Origin of the sequence: Alcanivorax sp., from assembly GCF_040118815.1 — a bacterium.
Lineage (GTDB): Bacteria > Pseudomonadota > Gammaproteobacteria > Pseudomonadales > Alcanivoracaceae > Alcanivorax.
In genome coordinates, this window is record NZ_JBEDTC010000009.1 from 156,730 (window position 1) to 179,298 (window position 22,569).

18 protein-coding genes are annotated in these 22,569 nt (G+C 59.0%); 14 read left to right on the plus strand and 4 right to left on the minus strand.

Annotation, left to right across the window (positions count from 1 at the left end; translation table 11 throughout):
- Window positions 1–7 precede the first annotated feature (7 nt).
- From mltG to ABNH18_RS07265, 7 genes are all read left to right on the plus strand, one after another.
- Window positions 8–1,066, plus strand: coding sequence for an endolytic transglycosylase MltG (gene mltG, locus ABNH18_RS07235; protein ID WP_349382169.1), 1,059 nt, complete (start codon window positions 8–10; stop codon window positions 1,064–1,066).
- Complete coding sequence (gene tmk, locus ABNH18_RS07240; RefSeq protein WP_349382170.1) at window positions 1,063–1,689, plus strand: dTMP kinase; 627 nt, start codon at window positions 1,063–1,065, stop codon at window positions 1,687–1,689. The genes mltG and tmk overlap by 4 nt, the downstream gene beginning before the upstream one ends.
- Window positions 1,680–2,687: a DNA polymerase III subunit delta' gene (locus tag ABNH18_RS07245; RefSeq protein WP_349382171.1), complete on the plus strand. Its 1,008-nt coding sequence runs from the start codon at window positions 1,680–1,682 to the stop codon at window positions 2,685–2,687. Before tmk ends, ABNH18_RS07245 begins: the two co-directional genes overlap by 10 nt.
- A 42-nt stretch (window positions 2,688–2,729) precedes the next feature.
- Window positions 2,730–3,077 carry a PilZ domain-containing protein gene (locus ABNH18_RS07250; protein WP_035247354.1) on the plus strand — a complete coding sequence of 116 codons (348 nt, stop codon included), beginning with the start codon at window positions 2,730–2,732 and terminating at the stop codon, window positions 3,075–3,077.
- Window positions 3,078–3,280: 203 nt separating this feature from the next.
- A complete protein-coding gene (locus ABNH18_RS07255) occupies window positions 3,281–4,072 on the plus strand; it encodes a TatD family hydrolase (RefSeq protein ID WP_349382172.1) in 792 nt (263 codons plus the stop codon).
- Entirely contained in the window at window positions 4,069–5,415 is a 1,347-nt protein-coding gene (locus ABNH18_RS07260; RefSeq protein WP_349382173.1) for a DNA recombination protein RmuC, read from the plus strand. Before ABNH18_RS07255 ends, ABNH18_RS07260 begins: the two co-directional genes overlap by 4 nt.
- A gap of 258 nt (window positions 5,416–5,673) precedes the next feature.
- Window positions 5,674–7,329, plus strand: a complete 1,656-nt coding sequence (locus tag ABNH18_RS07265; RefSeq protein WP_349382174.1) for a S1 family peptidase — start codon at window positions 5,674–5,676, stop codon at window positions 7,327–7,329.
- Here the strand turns inward: ABNH18_RS07265 and ABNH18_RS07270 are convergent.
- Window positions 7,294–8,136 carry a hypothetical protein gene (locus tag ABNH18_RS07270; RefSeq protein WP_349382175.1) on the minus strand — a complete coding sequence of 281 codons (843 nt, stop codon included), beginning with the start codon at window positions 8,134–8,136 and terminating at the stop codon, window positions 7,294–7,296. The genes ABNH18_RS07265 and ABNH18_RS07270 overlap by 36 nt on opposite strands.
- A gap of 48 nt (window positions 8,137–8,184) precedes the next feature.
- Complete coding sequence (locus ABNH18_RS07275) at window positions 8,185–9,318, minus strand: aminotransferase class V-fold PLP-dependent enzyme (protein WP_349382176.1); 1,134 nt, start codon at window positions 9,316–9,318, stop codon at window positions 8,185–8,187.
- Window positions 9,319–9,533: 215 nt separating this feature from the next.
- Between ABNH18_RS07275 and ABNH18_RS07280 the strand changes: the two genes are divergently transcribed.
- Together ABNH18_RS07280 and ABNH18_RS07285 are read left to right on the plus strand one after the other, a co-directional pair.
- The gene (locus ABNH18_RS07280) at window positions 9,534–10,169 is read left to right on the plus strand and encodes a TetR/AcrR family transcriptional regulator (RefSeq protein ID WP_349382177.1); all 636 of its coding nucleotides are present in this window, start codon (window positions 9,534–9,536) and stop codon (window positions 10,167–10,169) included.
- On the plus strand, window positions 10,166–10,720 hold the full coding sequence (locus ABNH18_RS07285; protein ID WP_349382178.1) for a DUF1285 domain-containing protein: 555 nt from the start codon (window positions 10,166–10,168) through the stop codon (window positions 10,718–10,720). Before ABNH18_RS07280 ends, ABNH18_RS07285 begins: the two co-directional genes overlap by 4 nt.
- 57 nt (window positions 10,721–10,777) lie before the next feature.
- On the opposite strand, the gene ABNH18_RS07290 is transcribed toward ABNH18_RS07285, so the two are convergent.
- Window positions 10,778–12,484 (minus strand): bifunctional protein-serine/threonine kinase/phosphatase, encoded by a 1,707-nt coding sequence (locus tag ABNH18_RS07290; RefSeq protein ID WP_349382179.1) that lies wholly within the window; start codon window positions 12,482–12,484, stop codon window positions 10,778–10,780.
- A gap of 210 nt (window positions 12,485–12,694) precedes the next feature.
- Window positions 12,695–14,164, minus strand: a complete 1,470-nt coding sequence (locus ABNH18_RS07295) for a NarK family nitrate/nitrite MFS transporter (protein WP_349382180.1) — start codon at window positions 14,162–14,164, stop codon at window positions 12,695–12,697.
- 322 nt (window positions 14,165–14,486) lie between these two features.
- Between ABNH18_RS07295 and nirB the strand changes: the two genes are divergently transcribed.
- The 5 genes from nirB (at window position 14,487) to ABNH18_RS07320 (ending at window position 22,290) form a co-directional block, all read left to right on the plus strand.
- A complete protein-coding gene (gene nirB / locus ABNH18_RS07300) occupies window positions 14,487–17,018 on the plus strand; it encodes a nitrite reductase large subunit NirB (protein ID WP_349382181.1) in 2,532 nt (843 codons plus the stop codon).
- 3 nt (window positions 17,019–17,021) lie between these two features.
- Window positions 17,022–17,366, plus strand: coding sequence for a nitrite reductase small subunit NirD (gene nirD / locus ABNH18_RS07305; protein ID WP_349382182.1), 345 nt, complete (start codon window positions 17,022–17,024; stop codon window positions 17,364–17,366).
- A 25-nt stretch (window positions 17,367–17,391) separates the two neighbouring features.
- A complete protein-coding gene (locus ABNH18_RS07310; protein WP_349382183.1) occupies window positions 17,392–18,699 on the plus strand; it encodes an NAD(P)/FAD-dependent oxidoreductase in 1,308 nt (435 codons plus the stop codon).
- Between the two features lie 32 nt (window positions 18,700–18,731).
- Window positions 18,732–21,356 carry a nitrate reductase gene (locus ABNH18_RS07315; protein ID WP_349382186.1) on the plus strand — a complete coding sequence of 875 codons (2,625 nt, stop codon included), beginning with the start codon at window positions 18,732–18,734 and terminating at the stop codon, window positions 21,354–21,356.
- Between the two features lie 82 nt (window positions 21,357–21,438).
- The gene (locus ABNH18_RS07320) at window positions 21,439–22,290 is read left to right on the plus strand and encodes a peroxiredoxin family protein (protein ID WP_349382184.1); all 852 of its coding nucleotides are present in this window, start codon (window positions 21,439–21,441) and stop codon (window positions 22,288–22,290) included.
- Window positions 22,291–22,569: the final 279 nt, after the last annotated feature.

Sequence of the window (22,569 nt, forward strand, 5' to 3'; positions counted from 1 at the left end):
CCGCACTATGCGTAAAAAAATCCGTATTTTTGGACTGCTGGTTGTCTTACTGGTAGTCGCTGTACCCGTGGCGGGGGCCTGGGTCAGCAGTTATCTACACCGCCCATTACCGGTTTCTGAAGCATTAACGGTGGAGGTGCCCCGGGGCGCTGGTTTGAGCCGTGTGCTGTACAACCTCAAAGAGCAGGGCCTGCTCGGCCAGGGCCTGGAGGCCCGTTTTCGCCGTGTCGGCGCGCGCCTTTATTCTATCTTCACGGGCATGGATGGCCGCATGCATGTGGGCGAGTATCAACTCAAACCCGGCGACTCGCTGTTGTCCCTGCTGGAGAAAATGGACCGGGGTGATGTCTTGCAACGTAGCCTGACCTTGGTCGAAGGCTGGAACTTCCGTGAGCTGCGCGCCCGGTTAGCCTCCCAGGACACCCTGAGCCATCGTCTGGACGGCTTGACCGACGAGCAAGTGATGGCCGAGCTGGGGCGCCCGGACCGACATCCGGAAGGCTGGTTCGCGCCGGAAACCTATTTTTATACTCGTGGCACTGCCGACCTGACCATCCTCGCCCGGGCGCTGGAGCGTCAGGAAAATATTCTCGACGACGCCTGGCAGCAGCGGGCCAAGGATCTCCCCTACGACACGCCATACGAGGCGCTGATTATGGCTTCTATCGTGGAAAGGGAAACCGGTGTGCCGAAAGAGCGCCCGGAAATTGCCGGGGTATTTACCAACCGGTTGAACAAGGGCATGCGCTTGCAAACCGACCCGACGGTGATCTACGGCATGGGGGAATCCTATACGGGGAATATTCGCCGCTCCGACCTGCGCCGCGCGACCCCATACAACACCTATGTGATTAGCGGCTTGCCGCCCACGCCAATCGCCATGCCCGGCCGGGAAGCGATCCTGGCGGCGGTGAACCCGGGGGAAACCGAGTCTCTGTATTTCGTGGCCCGTGGCGATGGCAGCCATTCTTTTTCCAAAACCCTGGCTCAGCATCGCAAAGCCGTGCGTGAGTATCAGCTGCGACGTCGGGAAGGCTACCGTTCTTCACCCGGAGGCGGGCAATGAGCGGTCGTTTCATCACTCTGGAAGGGGGCGAGGGGGCCGGCAAGAGCAGCAACCTGGAATGGTTGGCTGAAACGCTCAGAGCGGCCGGTAAGACGGTGACGGTGAGTCGTGAGCCCGGTGGCACCGCACTGGCTGAATCGATCCGTGGCGTGTTGTTGGCACCCGGTGACGAAACCATGGCGGATGATACAGAGCTGCTGCTGGTCTTCGCCGCCCGCGCACAACATTTGGAACAGAAGATCCGCCCGGCACTGGCCCGCGGTGAATGGGTGTTGTGTGATCGGTTTGTGGACGCCACCTGGGCCTACCAGGGGGCAGGGCGAGGGCTGGACAGCGCGGCCATTGCTGACTTGGAGGCACTGATTATTCGCGACACTCGCCCGGACATGACGGTGTTGTTCGATGTGCCGGTCGAGGTGGGCATGGCGCGTGCCGGCAAGCGTGCCGCTCTGGATCGTATCGAGCAGGAAGATCAGGCCTTCTTTGAGCGCATCCGTCAGTGTTACCTGGCCCGCGCAGCCCAGGAGCCCAACCGGTTCCGTACTGTGGATGCCGGGCAGCCGCTGATGTCTGTCCAGCAACAACTGGCCGGGATCGTCGAGGAGATGCTGTCATGGCGGTAACCGGCGCAAAAGTGCAGGTCCCGTGCCCCTGGCATGGCGATGCCATGGCGAAACTGCTTGACCAACACGCGCAAGGGCGGCTGCCCCATGCCCTCTTGCTCACCGGTGCCAAAGGCATTGGCAAGTTGCGGTTGGCCGAATCCCTGGCGCAGACCCTGCTGTGCGATAAGCCCTCTGCTGGGCTACCGTGCGGTCAGTGTCAGGGTTGCCAGCTCAGTACTGCGGGTACCCACCCGGATTTGCACCGCCTCAGCCCGGAAGAGAAAAGCAAAACCATCAAGATCGACCAAGTGCGCAAGCTGGTGGGGTTTGCTACCCGTACGGCCCAGTACAGTGGTTATCGGGTCGCGATTATTTATCCGGCGGAAGCGCTCAACCGCAATGCGCAGAATGCGTTGTTGAAAACGCTGGAGGAGCCGGGCGCGCAGACCTTGTTATTGCTGGTCAGTGACCAGCCGACGCTGCTGTTGCCAACCATTCGCAGCCGTTGTCAGCAGCGAACCTTGCCGTTACCGGGGCAGGAAGAGGCGCTGCAGTGGTTGCAGAGCCAGGTGGGCGAGAGTGCCGCCTCGTTACTGGATGCCGCCCAGGGCGCGCCGCTACAGGCGCTGGCACTGGAGCAGGCGGACTGGTTTGCCGACCGGGCCCGTTTGCTCGATACCCTGGTCAGTGTGGCGGAAGGGCGTCAGTCCGTGGCGCAAGCGTCGCCGGTGTTGGCGAAACATGATCCCACGGAAATGGCCGGGGTGATTTATGGTTGGTTGTCGCGCTGTCTGAATCAGCGGTTTTCCGGCCAGCAGAGCGCTGATGCGTCCTTGGCACCGCTGTTGGATCGACTCAACAAGGCTGTGCCACCGGCGCGTTTGCTGCGAGCCGCCCAGCGAGTGCTGGAAGGGCGTCGGGCACTGCTGTCCGGGGCCAACCCCAACAAAGAATTGTTGTACGAGCAGTGGTTGTTGGTGCTGGTGGGCGTTGACGCTGCCGCAGCCGCGCACTAACCTTTATCCAAGATTAATAATAATTTCGTAAGAGGTTAGTTCATGAAAATGCCCGGCGGTCGTAGTGGCATTCTGTCGCTTTCCATCAAAGACAAGGCGGTGCTGTATTCGGCCTATATGCCGTTCATTACCAATGGCGGCTTGTTTATTCCCACCGACAAGCAATACAAGCTGGGTGAAGAGATCTTTCTGCTGCTGAACATCATGGATGAATCTGACAAGATTCCCGTGGCTGGCAAGGTGGTATGGATTACGCCCAAAGGCGCTCAGGGTAACCGCAGTGCTGGCATCGGTGTGCAATTCTCTGATCAGGACGATACTGCCCGCGTGACGATTGAAAATCATCTGGCAGGCTCACTGGAATCGGATCGCCCGACGCATACGATGTGAAACTGAGACGCTGACACGCATCACGCTGCATGCAACAACGCGATAGGTTTTTTCGTATTGAAACCTTTGGGGCCGCGCTCTTAACCTGAGCGCGGCCCCATGCGTTTAGAGACACACAAACCTGGCCCGTGTTGTTGCGTGCTGCGTGTCGCGTGTTGCCTATCTATTCTACAATGCCTGCGTTTTTAACCTCGGAGTGTCCCATGCCTGCTACCCCTTTTGTGGATTCCCATTGCCATCTGGATCGCTTGAATCTTGACGCCCACGGCGGCGATTTTGACGCCATGATGGCGGCCACGGCGCAGGCGGGGGTGAGCCATATGCTCTGTATCGGTGTGGACCTGGAAAGCTTTCCGCAGGTGCAGGCACTGGCTGAGCAATACGAGCATGTCTTTGCCAGCGTGGGCGTGCATCCTCTCTATAAGGAATCCCGCGAGCCGCAATCGTCAGAATTGGTAGAGCGAGCGGCGCACCCGAAGGTGGTGGCCATCGGCGAGACCGGGCTGGATTATTTTTACGCCAAAGAGGAGCGGGAGTGGCAACAGCGCTACTTCATTGCGCATATACAGGCTGCCCGGGAAACCGGTTTGCCGTTAGTGGTGCATACCCGTGGGGCCAAGGACGACACACTGGCGTTATTGCGCGAGCACGGTGGTGGCGAGGTGCGAGGGGTGCTGCATTGCTTCACTGAAGATCTGGACATGGCCTTGCAGGCCATTGAATTGGGCTTCTACATTTCCATTTCCGGGATTGTTACCTTCCGCAATGCTGAGGGCCTGCGCGACACCGTGAAGCAGTTGCCGCTGGAGCGGCTGTTGATTGAAACCGATTCCCCCTGGCTGGCCCCGGTGCCGTTCCGTGGCAAACCCAATGAGCCCCGTTATGTCGCGCATGTGGCGGAATGCGTTGCCGAGCTTCAAGGCGTTAGTGTGGCGGAGCTGGCCAAGGCCACCGCGGATAATTTCTTTTCCCTGTTTAACAAGGCGCAAGCATGAATCTGTATGCAATGGTGGCGCTGGCGGCGCTATGTGGTGGTGCCGTGGCGGCACTGGTGGCGGTGTTGGTGGAGCGACGCCGGGCGATGGCCCGCGAAGCAATGTTGGTGGCCGAGAAGCAGGCATTGAGTGAGCCGCTAGCCCAAGTGCCGTTGCTGAAGCAGCAGCTGGAAGGGCAGCAACAACGTCAGCGTGACACCGATGCCCAATTACAGCAGCTGGGGGCGGAAAAGGCGCGGCTGGAAGAGCGCCTGGCCGGACAGCAGGAGAAGCTGGCGTTCTCCGAGCAAAGCCGTGATCAACTGAAGCAAGAGTTTGAGAATTTGTCGGGCAAGGTGCTCGACCAGCGCGGTAAGCAACTGCAAGAGCAGCACCAGCAGGGGTTGGATGGCATGCTCAAACCGTTTCGTGAGCAGCTGGCGGATTTCCGTCGTCGCATAGATCAAATCCACAGTGACGAGACCCGCGCTCAGGCGTCTTTAATCGAACAGTTGGGCCACCTGAGAAGCCTGAACCAGCAGATGCACGAAGATGCCCGCAATCTGACCGATGCCCTGAAAGGGCAGGCCAAGACGCAAGGTAACTGGGGCGAAATGATTCTGGAGCGGGTGCTGGAGTCCTCTGGGCTGACGCGCGGGCGCGAGTATGAAACCCAGGTCACGCTGAAAGACGAGAGCGGCCAGAGGCGCCTGCCGGACGCCATTGTTCACCTGCCGGAAAACAAGGATGTGGTGATCGATGCCAAGGTGTCGCTGGTGGCCTACGAGCGGCTTTCTTCAGCGGCTACGTCAGAGGAGCGAGAGCAGGCGCTGCGTGATCACTTGGCGTCCCTGCGCAGTCATATCAAGGGTCTGGATGCCAAGGATTACAGCGGCCTGGAAGGGATTCGCAGCCTGGATTTTGTATTGCTTTTCATCCCCATCGAAGGCGCGTTTATGGTGGCAATGGAGCAGGACTCCAGCCTTTATACGGACGCCTTTGCCCGCAACATCGTATTGGTTAGCCCGACCACGCTATTGGTGACCCTGCGTACTATCCAGAACATCTGGCGCTATGAATACCAGAACCGCAATGCCTTGGATATTGCTGATCGTGCAGGAAAAATCTGCGATCAGGTGTCGTTGATAGGGGAATCCATGGATGACCTGGGGGACAAAATTGGCAAGGCCCAGGTGGCCTGGGATACCACTTTCAAGCGTCTCAGCAGTGGCCGCGGCAACCTGTACCGTCAGGCCCAGCAATTGAAGGATCTAGGTGCAAAAGCGCGCAGGGCGTTGCCGGAACCGGGCGATGAAAATGATGACCGTGCAGCTGTGACGGATGAGTCAGGCGGAGAGAAGTAATAATTAGATGTAAAATGTTTACCCTATAAGCAGTAAATTTTAGAGGTTTTTTCTGCACTGTAATTGCGCGCAAGCTGATGGGATTTGTCGCTAAAAGTGGCAAAAGTTGGCGAAAAATGACGGGACTTGGTGGTCATTTTTCAGCATCTTCAGGTACGCATGTGCCACCATTGTAATATCAGAACTGGGTCACAGGATTACGCTTAAAACCTTAGTTAGTATGCGCTGCGTAACGCAATGCTAACGAAAGGTAATTTTATGTATCGTTTGATGTTCGCCTTGGTGCTGGGGATGGGTTTGGCACAAACGGTATCGGCGCTTGACGCTCAACCTCGCATTATCGGGGGACAGGACGTAGCAACAATCCGGCCGTGGATGGCCGAAGTGGAAATCAGTCGATCCGGAAATCCTGCCTATGGCGCCACGCTCTGTGGTGGAACCTTGATCGCACCCGGCTGGGTGTTGACCGCGGCACATTGCGTGGTGACGTCCAGTGGCGCCACCTTGCAGGCTGGGCAACTGTTTGTGGCTCTGGGTAGCCTGGATCGGACAACCGCTAACCCGGCGGAGCGCCTGGGGGTATCCTCGGTGCGGGTGCACCCGGGCTACCGTGCCGCCACCTTCCACAATGATTTGGCCCTGTTGCAGCTGGCTTCAGACAGCGTCGCCACGCCGCTGGATCTGGCTAAACCGCAGACTGTGTCTGCGCTGGCCACGGGCGGCAGCGATGAAGCACTGCAGATCATGGGGTGGGGGTCTACGTCAGCCAACGGCAACGGCCTTTCTGACTCGCTGCGTGAAGCCAGCGTGGACTATGTGTCCAGTGGCTATTGCGCCAGCCAGTGGAGTAACTTGAGCGGTAATCAGATCTGTGCGGGCGAAATGAATCCACAGGGGGTGGCGCAGGATTCCTGTCGTGGTGATAGTGGCGGCCCTCTGGTCTACGGCGAGCCGGGGCAGCAATGGCTGGTCGGTATTACCAGCTACGGCCATGAACAATGCGCCACCGCTGGCGTGCCTGCAGTCTACACCCGTGTGGACCGCTATCTCACCTGGCTGGAACAAACCACCTCAGGCAGCCTGGTGGACCTTGCGCTCACCGGCAGCACCACCGACACCTATAGTAATCTGGGGGCGTCAACGACGCTGCGTACGCGTATTGCCAACACCAGCCAGCAGACCCGGGCCAATAACGTGGGTTTGCGCATCGCCCACAAGAACGGGCTTACGGTGCGCGTTCCCGGGCTGACCTGTGTGAAACAGAGTGGCTATACGGACTGCCGTGGCAGCAGCGACCTGGCGCTGGGGCAGGAAACCGCGATTTACAGTGTCACCCTCAGTGCCAGTGATCGCTGGGCGGATGAGGTTCGCGTTGAGCCGATCAGCAGCGTGTCCCACGATTACTTCGCCAGCCTGGGGGAAAGCTTCAAGCTGGTATTCAGCAATGAGCCGGATGTGGTGCTCAGCCTGACCACTCAGCGGGGCAATAATGGCCAGGTGCGAGTCAATGCCCAGGTGGTTAATGCGGCGACCCACCAGACGGCGGCACGGGTACGGGTGGGCTTTACCTTGCCCTCCGGCTGGAACGCGGTGTCGTTGCCGGCTAACTGTTTCGGGCGTACCTCGGTGCAATGCGGATTGGGCGACCTGTCGCCGGGAAAAGTGGCGTCCCAGCAATTGATTCTGGACGGTCAGGGCGATGATAGCCTGGCCGTGCAGGTGTGGACTGATAACGGGGATTATCCGGCGAACGATAGTTCGGCCAATACCCATCCGGCCCAGGCGCGTAGCGCATCTACCGGCGGCAATGTCAGTGGTGGGGGCGATGGTGGGAGTAGTAGTGGCGGGGGCAGTCTGTCCTGGCTGCTGCTGGCGCTGTTAACCGTGGTTTCCGTTCGGCGGCTCCACCAGTGACAGGTGGCGCTGGCGTTCCGGGGCCAGCGCACCCTGGTTGCCCTTCCAGGGCAGGGCATCAATTCCCTTGGGGATGGCATCCAGTTGGAAGGGTGCCTTGATGATTTCGAAATAGGGCGAGTGGTCGAAGTCCGCAGCGGTAATCGCTCTGGGTTGCAGACGGAGTAAGCGGGCGGCCGGTTCGCTTTCTTTCACCAGCGGCATCACCGGGAACTGCACAAAGCTGAAGGCATCGGCTACCACTGTGCCGCTAAGCGCCTTGATCAGTTCACCGGCCCAGCGTCGGAACAGGCCGGTGCGCCAGCGCAGCGGGAGCCAACGCCAGGGGAGCAGAGTCATCATGGCCAGCGCACCCCAGGATTGAGCGCCACCGGCGCCAATGCGGCTGATGGCGTAGCGAAGCACATCCTGAGCTTCATTGTCACTCAGCCCCTGAGCCCGGCAGACGCGAATCTGACGACCTTCCAGTGCCGATAGCGGTTCCACGATCAGCCCCCGTTCCAGGCGGGCATCGATCACTAGTTGGGTATCCGGTTCGCAGGGGGTGTAGTCCGCGAGTAAGGCGCGCAGTGCCGGGTCTGCCACGTCGTGTAAGCGACCGATGTAGAGCACCGCGCGTGCGTAGCGGCTATCGCCAATCACCTTGAAGGTCCGGTCTACGCTGCTGTGACCGGCGACCAACAGCACGTCACAGGATTTCAGCACCGTTCGCAGGCTTTCCAAGTCTGCGCTGGGCTGGCCGCTGAACTGCTCATCACGCTGCAAACGGCGGCAAATCCATTGATAAAAGGCCAGCTGTCGGTTCATCTGTGAGGCTCCGGTATCCATAACGAGGCGCGTATGAGGTTCAGGAGCTTACAGCAGGGCCAGAGCCTGGTCGATGACCGAATCGGCAGTGTAGAAGTGTGGCGAAAAGCGCACACCACCGCCGCGTTCTGCGCACACCACACCGCCTTTTTTTAGGCGCTGAAAGGTGTCGCCGGGGGCTTCTTCGGGCAGACGGAAGGTGACGATTCCGGCCCGTCGTTGCAGGGCTGAGGCGCTTAGCAATGTGGCGCCTTTGTCGTTCAGTCCGTCGATCAGCCGTTGCACACGCTGTTGCAGGGCATCGGCTACGACGTCCATGCCAGTGTCCTCTAGCAGAGACAGTGACGCGTTCAGGGCATGGGCGCCGAGCATGTTTGGGCTGCCGCATTCAAAGCGTTTGGCGGTGCTGGCGGGTTGCCAGTCCTGGCGGGTGTAATTGCCTGGATCGGCCACCATATGCCAGCCGTGCTGACGCAGAATGAGCTGGTCTTGCACCGCGCGGCGGCAGTAAAACAGGGCGAGCCCTTCCGGCCCCAGCATCCACTTGTGGCCGTCGGCCACCACAAAGTCGGCCTGCACTTGCTCGGCTGAGAACGGCAGCGCGCCGAGAATCTGAATGGCATCCACACAGAAAAGCGTGCCCTGAGCCCGGCAGGCGGCGCCGATGGGCGCCATGTCCATCAGCAGCCCCGTGCCGTACTGGACGGCCGAGAGTGACACCAGCCGGGTGCGTGGCCCCATGGCGTCAATGACATTTTGTTCCGGGTTGTCTCCCTCCAGGCTGACTTCAATGACCTCGACCCCCTGATTGGCCAGGGCTTGCCAGGGAATACGGTTGGAGGGGAATTCCTGATCGCTGATGATAATCTGATCACCCGCATCCCATTCCAGGCCCTGGGCAATGACCGACAGGCCTTCTGACGTGTTCTTGAGCAAGGCGATCTCCTCGCTGCTAACCCCCCCCACCAACCAGGCCAGTCGCTCACGCAGCCGTTGTTCCACCTTCAACCAGTGCGGATAATCCCGCGCGCCGATGCTCACATTCTGGCGGGCAAATTCGGTTACCGCGTCCTGGGTCCGCTGTGGCCAAGGGGCGACGGCTGCGTGATTGAGGTAAAGCAGGCCGTCCTGCTGGGGGAATTCTGTTGCGATATTCGGGGGGCTACCGTCAGAGCTGGCCATGTTGTGTTGCCTCCGTGCGTCGGGTTGAGCGAAATGCGTGGTGCAAAACCATGACGCTATGCTAACCGGCGGTGGGTTTCCATGAACAGGTTGTTGGCAGGCAGTATCGGAAATGCGAAAGGTAGCTATCCGATATGCGTATAAAAAGGGAATGCGTTAGAATTGCGACTGTTCAGTCGGCTTTAGCCCGCATACCCGGGCGCAAGGAGAAATAGATGGGTGATCTGGAAAAAGCCACACGCAAGGCTCAGGAGTTTCGTCAGCGCGAGCGTGAGATTCTCGATGCGGCCCTGGCCCTTTTTCTGGAAGAAGGCGAAGACCGGGTAACCGTGGAAATGATCGCGGACCGGGTGGGCATTGGCAAAGGCACTATCTACAAGCATTTCGAAACCAAGAACGAAATTTATCTGTTGTTGATGCTGCGCTATGAGGAAGATCTGGCTGGTGTGTTCCAGCAGATTTCCGATGATGACAACAAGGAACGCCTGGCGCGGGAATACTTTCGTTTTCGGATTTCCGACCCCAAGCGTTATCAGCTGTTTGATCGACTGGAAAACAAGGTCATCAAGGATCATGCCCTGCCTGAACTGGTAGCAAAACTGCACAGCATCCGCGAAACGAACTTTGCCCGGCTTACTGATATCGTCAAAGCTCGGATGGCGGAAGGCTCGCTGGAAGACGTGCCGCCGATGTACCACATCTGTTCTGCCTGGGCGTTTGCCCATGGTGCGGTGGCGCTGATGGAATCGCCGTTCTACCAGAAGCAAATTGACGACAAGGACGACTTCCTCGATTTTCTGATCGAAATTGGTATCCGGATGGGTAACAAAGGTCAGCGGGGATCACGATGAAACAGGCCGAAGAGCTACTGGCGCTGCTGGAAAAAGCCGCCGGGGATGAAACCGGCTTGCCGCCGGTGCATCAGTGGAACCCGGAACGCCATGCCGATATTGATATGCGTATTGCCCGCGATGGCACCTGGTTTTATCAGGAATCGCCGATTGAGCGCGAAAGAATGGTGGCGCTGTTTTCTACCATCTTGCTGCGCGAAGAGGATGATTATTTTCTGATAACGCCGGTGGAGAAATTGCGCATTCAGGTGGATGATGCGCCCTTTGTCGCTACAGAAGTGCAGCAAGTTGAAGAAGACGGCACCACAAAACTGGTGTTCACGACCAATGTGGGCAGCCATGTGGTTGCCGGTGCCGGCCACCCCATCTGGGTTAACACGGATAGCGAAACCGGCGAGCCTTCTCCGTACCTGTGCGTGCGAGAGAATCTCAATGCTTTGATAGGTCGCGCTGCGTTTTACCAATTGGTTGATTGGGCTGAGCAACAGGGCGATACCCTGCAAGTGCACAGTAACGGCCAAACCTTCACCCTAGGCACTTTTACAGAATAAGCCTCGACATAGAGGGCGGAGATAGGCGTACGGCCGTCTATGCCCTCTACGGTCGCGTCAGCGTAGTGTCACGCTGATCAGCAACAAGACGGCCAGCACGACCACGGCGCCTTTCCACATTCGCAATTGCCGAATATTACTGTCGACCATCGGTTTGCTGCTGCGTACCGGTCGGCGCAGTGCGTCACGGAATTCAGCCGCATCAGTAAAGCGCATTTTCGGTTGCCGTTGCAGCGCCAGTTGCAACACGCTGTTAATCCACAGAGGAATAAACGCATTGTGACTCTGCAGGGGTGGAAGCGGGCGGTGCACAGCTTTTTCATAGCGTCCCTGCCAGGGCAGGGCGCCGGTGAGCATTTCATGGATGATCACCGCCGTGGAGAACAGGTCACTCTGCTCACTGGGCGCTTCGCCTTCTACCAGCTCCGGCGCGCTGTAGTGCCGGGTCCCTAACGGAATACTGGCGATGTGCTGTTCCATGCCGCGGCAATGGCAGCTGCCAAAATCCACAATGCGCACCAGCCCGGTGGTATCCACCATGATGTTGTCCGGCTTCAGGTCACCGTGAATCACATCGGCGCGGTGCAGGGCGCGCACGCCGTTGAGTAATTGATCAGCCAGATACAGTTTTTCTTCCACTGGTGCATCCGGGTGCTCCTTGAGCCACTGCTTCAAGGTGACCCCGTCGATGAATTCCAGATGTTGATACAGGCACGACGGATTTTCAGGTAATGGCAGGGCATGCAGCAAATGCGGGTTGCGTAACCGGTTACCTACCCAGCCTTCCATGACGAAACGTTCCAGGGCATCGCGATCATCTTCCAGGTTCACAGAGGGAGTTTTCAGTACCGATTGCTTTCCGTCCTTGTCTTCCACCAGATACAAATGGCTGCGCACACTGGCATAGAGCTCCCGTTTAACAGTAAAGCCATCAAGACGAATGCCGGCAGACAGTGGCGGGGGCAGGGGCAGGTTGCCACGTTGTTTCAGGGTTTCATCGGCGCTGGCATCGGGTAACCCTTCCACTTGCAGTACTTGGCAGCTGAGGTTGTCATCACTGCCGTTGGCCAGTGCCGCTTCCACCAGGGTTTGTGCGGCCAGTTCCGGTTGGCTGGTGCCGCGCAAAATGCCTTGCATGCGTGAGCGGGAAAGAAAACCGTGCACGCCATCGCTGGTTAACAAATAGACATCCCCCACCTGCAAATCACTGCTGCTGTAGTCCACATCCAGGCGTGTGTCGCCGCCCATGACGCGGGTCAGTACCTGGCGATTTTCGCCAATCATCCGGCTGTGGTCCCGGGTCAGGCATTCCAGCTTGTTGTTGCGCATGCGCCAGACACGGGAATCGCCCACCTGAAAAATGTGCGCGGTGCGTGAACGCAAAATCAACAGGGACAGCGTGCACAGGTGGCTTTCCCCGGCTAGCGTTTGCCGGCAGAGCCAGCGGTTCAGGGCTTCGAGGACCCGTTGTGCGGAACGTGGCACGCTCCATAGCGCCGGGGTGGCGTAGTAATCACTGATAAAACCGAGCACACAGGACTCTGCCGCTTCGCGGGCAGCGCCCGCACTAGACAGGCCATCGGCCAGTGCCGCCACAATTCCCTTGGTGCGCATCAGCGAGCCTTCCGGAACCTGCATGGCCAAGGCGTCCTGGTTATGCAGCTTGGGGCCGCTGTCACTGAATTGGCCGATACGCACCCGTGGGTGTAGATCCGGTTCCCGTGGAGGGGGCAGGCTGCTTTCAGCAGCGGTGGATACATCCATCGTCAACTCTCCTTGGGTTGGCATGGGTTCCTCACCCAATCCCGTGCAGCTACAAGCTTCAAGCGATAAGCCGCAACGCGAGCCTGGTTTGTTTGTATTTTCATGTCACTCGGCCGCGCTCCGGGTTCCGGGCGCGGCTAGTGACGTTCGGGATTTATGAAATCGTCAAATGCGTTGTCGCTTGAGGCTTGGAGCTCGCAACTTGTCTCATTACCCAACCTCAATCAACTGAACATTGCCGTCGTCATCGATTTCCGCAATGTGCCCCTTGGGCTCATCCAGAAACTGAACAGCGACGAGAGATATCGCCGCACTGGCGGCAATCACCAGGAAGAACGTGGACGGTTCGACGAAGGTGAGTACGGTGAGGAAAATCACTGCACCGGCGTTGCCGTAGGCGCCGACCATGCCAGCAATCTGCCCGGTGAGACGGCGCTTGATTAGCGGTACGGTGGCGAATACGGCGCCTTCACCCGCCTGCACGAAGAACGAACAACACATGGTCGCGATAACGGCCAGCGCGATGGGCCAGCTGCCGGCAATCTGGCTCATCATGGTGTAGCCCACCATCAGGCCACACAGCATGATCGCCAGGGATTTCTTGCGGCCAAACTTGTCCGACACCCAGCCACCCCCCGGTCGCGCTACCAGATTCATAAAGGCATAACCGGAGGCGAGCAGGCCGGCGGTAACCGCAGACAGGCTGAACGTGTCGGTGAAGAACAGCGGCAGCATGGAAACCACGGCCAATTCCGAGCCGAAAGTCACCATGTAGGCCAGATCAAGAATAGCCACTTGCTTGAAGCTGTAACGATCATGCTCAGCTACACCTTCTTTCAGATGCTCGCGGTTAACGCGCCATGCCTGGCCCAACTGTACAACCGCCAAACTGATGATCAGCGCGGCCAGAATGATTTGTGTGGTGCTGCCAAACAGATCCAGGTTGGTGGGGCCCAGGCGCCATACGATCACCAGTAGCGCGATATACAGCGGCAAGCTCATCAGCAGGTAGAAAAACAGATCCTTGCGGGTGCTGACTTCCAGTGCGCTGGCTTTTTTCGGTTTGAAATAAGAGGCACCAGCCGGTGTGTTGCGGGCCCGCCACAGGAAGAACACACCGTAAGCCATGGCCAATGCACCGGTGCTGGCAATTGCCCAGCGCCAGCCATTGTCACCGCCGAACAGCAACGCCACTGTAGGCAGCGTGATGGCCGCGGCGGCGGAACCAAAGTTACCCCAGCCGCCATAAACACCTTCAGCAAGCCCCACTTCGCGAGCCGGGAACCATTCACTGATCAGGCGGATACCGACCACAAACCCGGCTCCGACGAAGCCCATCAACAGACGGGTAACCGCCAATTGTTCAAAGGTGGTCGACAGGGCGAAGGCCCAGCAAGGAAAGGCGGCGAGTATCAGCAACAGGCCGAACACACGCCGTGGGCCAAACCGATCCACCAATGAGCCGATCACCACCCGGGCAGGAATGGTCAGCGCCACGTTAAGAATCAACAGCGCCTTGATTTGCTCAGCGCTCAGATCAAAGGCTTCGCGCAGATGCCCCATTAATGGGGCGTGGGAAAACCACACCACAAAAGTAATAAAGAAGGCGACCCAGCTTAGATGCAGTAACCGTATGCGAGGCTGGGACAGGTTCAACAAATTCAGGTTTTGAGCGCTCATGAAGTCTCCGTGCATGGGCGGTTAGCGACAATCGAAGCTGAGCAACTCCTGTGCCATGTTCCTAACTTTTTGTTTTATATGCGTTATTTGTGGAGGGCAAAGAGGGGGCGTGGAAAATGTGCGCAAATGGGGAGCGTTTCTGGATCATTACGGTGCACGCAAGAGTGCATTCATGTCGTGCACTGACGCATTAAAAGAAAGCAGGTTTTTTGTGGTTATTCGATAAAAAATAGAATAAAACTATTTAATACAACGAGTTATGGAGTTGGCATAGGGATTGCTGTAGTGCTGGTGTCAGTTACGCACCGCGAGGGTGAGCCTTATGGCAAAGCAACAACTTCTTCTGATCGGCCACGGGATGGTCGGACAACGTTATCTGGAGTCTCTGGTGGCCCAGGGCGGCCGAGAGCACTTTGATATTACGGTACTGTGTGCCGAGCCGCTGCCGGCCTATGACCGCGTAGGGCTGACCAGCTACTTTTCCGGCAAGACCGCCGACGACCTGTCGCTGGTGCCGGAAGGTTTTTTCGAAGAGCACGACATTACGCTGAAACTGAATACTAAAGTTGACGCGATTGATCGGGCCAACAAAACAGTCACTACCAATACCGGTGAGACCCTGCCTTATGACAAGGCCGTGTTGGCCACCGGCTCCTACCCGTTCGTGCCGCCGATTCCCGGCAACGATCGCGATAACTGCTTTGTGTACCGCACCATCGACGACCTAGATGCCATGATTGCCGCCAGCAAGACCGGTAAGGTGGGCACGGTTGTCGGCGGCGGCCTGTTGGGCCTGGAAGCGGCCAAGGCGCTTCACGATCTGGGCCTCGAGACTCATGTAGTGGAGTTCGCCCCGCGCCTGATGGCGGTGCAGGTGGATGACTTCGGCGGTGGCCTGCTGAAAGACAAGATTCAGGAACTGGGCGTTACCGTGCACACCAGCACCGGCACCCAAGATATCGTCGACGGTGAACATTGCACGCACCGCATGAACTTCGGTGAAGACAAGCACCTGGAAACCGATGTGATCGTTTTCTCCGCCGGCATTCGCCCCCAGGACACCCTGGCCCGCGCCTGCGAACTGGAAATTGGTGAGCGGGGCGGCGTGGTGGTGAGCAACCACTGTGTCACCTCCGACGAACATATTTATGCCATTGGCGAAGTGGCGCTATGGGACGGTCGTATCTTTGGCCTGGTGGCGCCGGGTTACCAAATGGCCGAAGTGGCTGCCGAGCATCTGATGGGCAAAGCCGAACAGCAGTTTGCCGGTGCGGACATGAGCACCAAGCTGAAACTGATGGGTGTGGATGTGGCGTCCATCGGTGATGCACACGGCAACACGCCGGGTTGTCGTAGCACCGTGTTCATGGACCAGACCGCCGGTGTCTACAAGAAGGCGGTGATCAGTGCTTGCGGCAAGAAACTGTTGGGCGCGGTGCTGGTGGGCGATGCCGCGGATTACGGCAACCTGTTGCAGCTTTGTCTGAACGAAATGGACCTGCCTGGCGATCCGTCTGCCCTGGTGGCGCCCATGTCTGATGGTGCCCCGCTGCTGGGCGCCGATGCACTGCCTGACACGGCTCAGATTTGTTCCTGTAACAACGTCTCCAAAGGCGATTTGTGTGCCGCCATCGACGGTGGTGCCCAGACCGTGGGCGACCTGAAGGCCTGCACCAAGGCATCGGCCACCTGTGGGGGTTGTTCGGCGCTGGTGAAACAGGTGCTGGACAGCGAGCTGGAAAAACGTGGTGTGGAAGTGAACAACCACATTTGCGAACACTTCGCGTATTCCCGCCAGGAAATCTATCACCTGGTACGCGTGGGGCAGATCACCACCTTTGATGAGTTGCTGGAAAAACACGGCAGCGGTGACGGCTGTGACATCTGTAAGCCGACCGTGGCCAACGTGCTTGCTTCCTGCTGGAACGACTGGGTGCTCAACAAACCCCATGCCGGGCTGCAGGACACCAACGATTACTTCCTGGGCAATATGCAGCGCGACGGCACCTATTCGATCGTGCCCCGTGTGGCGGGCGGTGAAATCACCCCGGACAAACTGATCGTGCTGGGGGAAGTGGCCAAGCAATACGATCTTTATACCAAGATTACCGGCGGCCAGCGGGTGGATCTGTTTGGTGCCCGTGTGGAGCAGTTGCCGGAAATCTGGAAGATCCTGGTGGATGCCGGATTCGAAACCGGGCACGCCTACGGTAAATCCCTGCGTACGGTGAAATCCTGTGTGGGGTCCACCTGGTGTCGCTATGGAGTGAAAGACTCCGTAGGCACCGCCATTCAGGTGGAAGACCGCTACAAGGGCTTGCGTAGCCCGCACAAGATCAAGATGGCGGTGAGCGGCTGTACCCGCGAGTGTGCCGAAGCGCAGAGCAAGGACGTGGGCGTCATCGCCACCGAGAAAGGCTGGAACCTGTATGTGTGTGGTAACGGTGGCATGCGTCCGCGCCATGCGGATTTGTTCGCCTCCGATCTTACCGACGAGCAGCTGATCAAGACCATCGACCGGTTTCTGATGTTCTACATTAAAACGGCGGACCGCCTGCAGCGCACCAGCGTCTGGCTGGAAAACCTGGAAGGCGGGCTGGATTACCTGAAAGACGTGATCCTGAACGATTCGCTGGGCATGGGTGAGGAACTCGAAGCACAGATGCAGCACGTGATTGAGACGTATCAGTGCGAGTGGAAATCCACCATTGAGGATCCCGAAGCGGTGAAACGCTTTAACCACTTCATCAATGAGACCGCCGAGGCGGATGACAACCTGGCCTATGTGCGTGAGCGCGGCCAGCGTCGTCCCGCTTTCGAGCACGAACGCATCGAACTGGTCGAGGAGGCGTAAGCCATGAACAGCGCAGTGACCGTGGAATGGAAAGCAATCTGCAGCGTCGACGATGTGTTGCCGGGTACCGGGGTGGGCGTGCGCCTGCCCAAGGGTCAGGCCGCCTTGTTCCGTACCCGTGATGGCAAGCTCTACGCGTTGGACAACATGGACCCGTTTAGCCATGCCAACGTGATCAGCCGGGGGCTGTTGGGCTCGTTGGGCGACAAGCGCGTGGTCGCCTCACCGTTGTACAAACAGCACTTCGATCTGGAAACCGGGCAATGCATCGAAGACGACAGCGTCAAGCTGAGCGTGTACCCGGTGCGGGTGACCGGTGACATGATCGAACTGGCGACCCCTGCCTGAAACGAACCAGAAGAGTGACGCAATAATGAAGCGACTGGTTGTAGTGGGTAACGGCATGGCGGCGTGCCGTCTGCTGGAAGAGCTGACCCGCCTGGCACCGGATCTGTATCAGATCACGGTGGTGGGGGATGAGCCCTTCGCCGGCTATAACCGCGTCATGTTGTCACCGCTGTTAGGCGGTGGCACCGATGAAAAAACCATTACCACGCACCCCCACCAGTGGTATCGGGATCGCAATATTCGCTTGATTACCGGCACCCCGGTGGTGGCTATTCATCGCCGTCGCCGACAGGTGGAAACCGCCGCCGGGCATATGCTCGATTATGACCGGTTGTTGCTGGCCACCGGTGCCGCGCCGCGTCAGTTGCCGGTGGAAGGCGTCTCTCTGGATGGCGTGGTCAGTTTTCGTGACCTGTACGACGTACGGCGGTTGTTGTCGCTCTCGGCGGCCCGTGTGGTCGTCGTGGGCGGCGGTTTTTTAGGGCTGGAAGCGGCGGACGCGCTGGTGAAGCAGGGGCACGACGTGACCCTGGTCCACAGTCGCGGCCATCTGCTCAACCAGCAGCTGGATGAAAGCGCAGGGCATCGCCTGCAACAGGACCTGGAGGCCCGTGGGCTCAAGTTCGTGATGCAAGCGCGTACCCAGTCCATCGAAGGCATCTCTTTAGAAAAAGACAAACCAAAAAAAGGCTCAGGCAATAACCGTTCCGAAGTTGCCCGCGGCCGTGTGGCCGCCGTGCATTTGGCGGACGGTCAGCGGTTGCCGGCGGACTATGTGGTGCAGGCAGTGGGTATTGTGCCCCGCGCCGAGCTGGCCGCCAGTGCTGGGCTGACCGTGAATCAGGGGGTGCGTGTTGACGACACCCTGCAGACCTTTGACCCGGCCATCTATGCCATCGGTGAATGCGTGGAGCACCGGGAACGCACCTTCGGCCTGGTGGCGCCGTTGTACGAGCAAGCGTCGGTTTGTGCCAGCCACCTGGCAGAGCTGGGGCACCGCCGCTACCTCTACGCCGATTCCGCCACACGATTGAAAATTTCCGGTATTGATCTGGTGTCCTGTGGTGACTTTCTTGGCGATAAAGAGAAGGGCGCCAGCCAGGGGGAAACCCTGCAGCTGAATCTGCCCGGCAGTTATCGGCGTGTACAGATTCGCGATAACCGTGTGGTCGGCATGGTGCTGTATGGCGATGTGTCTGACGCCCCGTTTTTCGAAAAACTGTGGAATGAAAAGACCGATATCAGCGCGCTGCGTGAAACCCTGTTGCTGGGCGAGGCGTTCTGCAAGCGCCCCGGCGACAGTGATGAAAATTCGGAGGAAATCGCTGCGTGAGTGTTGAAGCGAAGACCCAGGAAACGGAGCCAATGAACGCCCCGTTATCTACCTGTACTACCTGCCCGTACTGCGGCGTGGGTTGCGGTATCCGCACCGACGGCGTGTCCCTGAAAGGGGACACGCAGCACCCGGCCAATGCCGGGAAGCTTTGTGTCAAAGGCTCATCGGTACTGGAAACCCTCGGCGATCAGGACCGCCTGCTGAATCCGGAAGTGGATGGCGAGGTGGTGTCCTGGGATCAGGCGCTGGATGAAGTGGCGGGGCGGTTCGGTCGCATCGTCGCTGAGCACGGCCCGGATGCCGTGGCGTTCTATGTTTCTGGCCAGCTACTGACCGAAGATTATTACGTGGCCAACAAGCTGATGAAGGGCTATATCGGTAGCGCCAACATCGATACCAATTCCCGACTGTGCATGAGCAGCGCGGTGGTCGCCCACAAGCGTGCTTTCGGTGAAGACGTGGTGCCCGGCTGTTACGAGGATCTGGAGCTGGCGGATCTGGTTATCCTCACCGGCTCGAATACTGCCTGGGCGCACCCCATCGTGTACCAGCGAATCGTGGCGGCCAAACAGGCGCGCCCGGACATGAAAGTGGTGGTTATCGATCCTCGCCGCACTGCCACTTGCGACCTGGCTGACCTGCACCTGGCTATTCGCCCGGGCCAGGATGTGCCGCTGTTCAATGGCCTGCTGACTTGGCTGGACGATAATAAGGCGCTGGACCGGGCGTACATCGACGCGCATACCGAAGGCTTTCAGGCGACCCTGGAAACCGCCCGCAGCCAGGGCAACGACTGGGATGGGTTGGCCGAGGCAATGGGCGTGAGCAAGGTGGACCTGACCACGTTTTATCATTGGTTCGCCGCCTGCGAGCGCACCGTTACTGTGTTTTCCCAGGGCGTGAATCAAGCCCGTAATGGTTCTGACCAAGGCAACGCCATTATCAATGCGCACCTGGCCACTGGCCGGGTCGGCAAGCCCGGCGCCAGCCCGTTTTCCATCACCGGCCAGCCCAACGCCATGGGCGGCCGGGAAGTGGGCGGGCTGGCCAATCAGCTGGCGGTGCATCTGGATATCGACAACCCGGCGCATCACGCCGCGGTGGCGGATTTTTGGCAGGCACCGGCATTGGCCACAAGAAACGGTCTGACTGCCGTTGAGCTGTTTGAGGCGGTAGCCAGCGGTGAGGTGAAAGCCGTGTGGATCATGGCCACCAACCCGGTGGATTCGTTGCCGGAGGCCGACAAGGTACGCCAGGCACTGATGGCCTGCGACATCGTGGTGGTGTCTGACTGCGTGGCCAGCGGTGACACGCTCGCCTGTGCGGATATTCGCTTGCCGGCCCTGGGCTGGGGCGAGAAATCCGGCATGGTCACTAACTCCGAACGCTGTGTGTCTCGTCAGCGGCCGTTTGTGCCTGCTCCCGGTCAAGCCAAGGCCGATTGGTGGATTATTACCGAAGTGGCCCAACGCATGGGCTTTGCCGACGGCTTTCCCTATCAGCATGAACACGACATTTTTGCCGAGTTTTCGGCGCTCACCGCGGTGGCCGGCCAATTTGGCAAGCGGCTGGATTTGACCGGGGCCGCGGGTTTGAGCGCCGACCAATATGCCCAGTGGCAGCCCCAGCAGTGGCCGCTGAATGGCGATCCCCGCTGTTATGCGGACGGCCAGTTTTCTACCCCCAGTGGGCGGGCACGTTTTGTGACCTGTGAGAACCCGCCCGTGCGGCAGATCGGCGATGCCTTCCCGATCATTCTCAACAGCGGGCGGATTCGGGACCAGTGGCACACCATGACGCGCACCGGCCGTGCCGGGCGCCTGTTTGCCCACCTTAGTGAGCCCTTTGCGGCGTTGCACCCCAAGGATATTGAGCGTTACCGATTGCAGGAGGGCGGTTTCGTGCGCCTGACCAGCCGTGTCGGTGATGCGCTGGTGCGGGTCACCTGCGATACCGGGCAGCGCCCCGGCACCGCGTTTATGCCCATGCACTGGACCGATCAGTTTTCTCGCCGCGCCCGGGTCGATGCCCTGGTGCCGGCACGTCTGGATCCGCATTCCGGCCAGCCGGCGTTCAAGCATACGCCGGTTAACGTTAGCGATTGGCAACCCCGCTGGCATGGCTGGTTGTTCACGGCGGCGTCCCCGCCCGCCGTGGAGTACTGGGCCCGAGTTCCCGTCGATGCATTTTTGCAGGCGGGCCAAGTACAGCGCTATCGGCTGGCCGGCGATGCGGACCTAACCGAACAACAGCTCCACGACTGGCTGCCAGAAGCGGCACAGTGGTTGGCGCTGAACGACCCCGCCACCGGGCACTACCGGCGCGCGGCGCTGGACCAGGATGGTCGTTTGCTGGCTTGGCTGGCCATCGGTGAAACCCTGCCGTTGTGCGATGTGGATTGGTTGGCAGATTGCTTTGTTGACGATGCGGACATACAGCACATGGCCATTCTTGCCGGGCAACCGGCGGATGCCGGGCCGGATCTGGGGCCGGTGATTTGCAGTTGCTTCCAGGTTCGCCAGAAAACCATCGAGGGGGTGGTGGAAGAGGGTGCAGATTCCGTGGAAGCCATCGGCAAAGGCTGCCAAGCGGGCACCAACTGTGGCTCCTGTATTCCGGAGCTGCGCGGTTTGCTGGAAACCTGCACCACCTGATCTTTTTTTCGTTAACATCATTTGGCTTGTAACGCGCATGCCGGTTTTGCATCTTATGGATTGATTCGAAACGGGAACGACCATGAAAAGCCTTAAATCACTGTTTATCTCCGCGTTTATTTCCCTGGCGGTGTTCACCACCGGCATGGCGCTCTGGCAGCTGTTTACCGGTGGCGGCTGGCCGTGGGCGGTACTGCTGCTGACCTGCGTCCCCTCGGTGGCATTCTTCAGTTATCTGTTCGTATTGAAACCGGCTCGCACCAGCGAGAATCTGCCGGCAGTGTTCTGGCCGACCTTGCTGGGTACGCTGGCTGTCATCAGCCTGGCATTGGCCGGGCTGGCCTGCGTGGTCATGGTTAGCCTTGCGGTTCTCAACCTGCTTGGGGTGCATGCGTATATCCGCTGGTACAGCCGCTACGGTGCTCGCCGGGCGAATGTGGCGCTGGGTGAACAGCTTCCTGCTGTTTCGTTCAGCAATCTGGAGGGGAAACCGGTTTCTCTGGCGGATTACGCGGGCCAGCCGCTGGTGATGCTGTTCTTCCGTGGTAACTGGTGTCCGTTGTGCATGGCACAGATTCGTGAAGTGGCGGCGCAATACCAGTCGTTGCAGGCGCAGGGTGTGCGGGTGGCCTTGATTAGCCCGCAGTCCCATAGCCAGTCTGCGGATCTGGCAAAACAATTTCAGGTGGATTTTGAATACCTGCGCGATGACGACAACCAGGCGGCACGAGCCCTGGGTATTGTCGATGCCGGCGGTACACCGGCTGGCCTGGAAGCGCTGGGCTACGACAGTGACACGGTGATGCCCACGGTGTTTATCGTGGATGGCGAAGGTCGGCTGGTGTATCAGCACCTGACAGACAATTACCGAGTGCGCCCGGAGCCGGACCTGTTTATTCAGGTGTTGCGCGAGAAAGGGTTAATCGACGGTTAAAGGCAGGAGTGAGCTACGAGCTACGCTCGCTTCGATAAAGAAAGGCGGGAAGTTCCTCAGCATCTGCTTTTCTACGAAGCCGCTGTAGGAGCACCGTTTAGGGTGCGAACCGAGCGAAGCGAGGTCATCGTCCGCAGGACGATCAAAGCTAGAAGCTAGAAGCTAGAAGCTAGAAGCTAGAAGCTAGAAGCTAGAAGCTAGAAGCTAGAAGCTAGAAGCTAGAAGCTAGAAGCTAGAAGCTAGAAGCTAGAAGCTAGAAGCTAGAAGCTAGAAGCTAGA